General features: G+C 50.0%; 1 pseudogene. It reads right to left on the bottom strand.

What is annotated here, in order from left to right:
- Positions 1-264, bottom strand: a pseudogene (locus tag HBA93_RS21635) (ABC transporter ATP-binding protein); the annotation flags it as partial.

Below are 264 nucleotides of genomic sequence, written 5' to 3'. Positions count from 1 at the left end.
CCCGAATTGATGCCGATATTATTGAGCTTTGCAGCCTGTTTGCGCAATTGCTGTGCCGTTTTCATATCTTTCTGGTATTGGCGGGCATCAGCAGCATCGGCCTCATCCAATGCCACACGAGCACGGCTATAAGGCAGAGCGTAAATCTGCGAATTTTCCGGCCGCAAAAATAATGTACGCTTGGTCACAGCATCGAGAAAAGCGCGGTCATGACTGCACATAATCACTGCCGTTGATCGTGGCAAATCATTCAGCCAGCCTTCC

This window comes from Ochrobactrum sp. SFR4 (genome assembly GCF_019730395.1).
Lineage (GTDB): Bacteria > Pseudomonadota > Alphaproteobacteria > Rhizobiales > Rhizobiaceae > Pseudochrobactrum.
The sequence above is the reverse complement of the archived record's forward strand: the minus strand, read 5'-3'. Positions and strand labels throughout refer to the sequence as shown.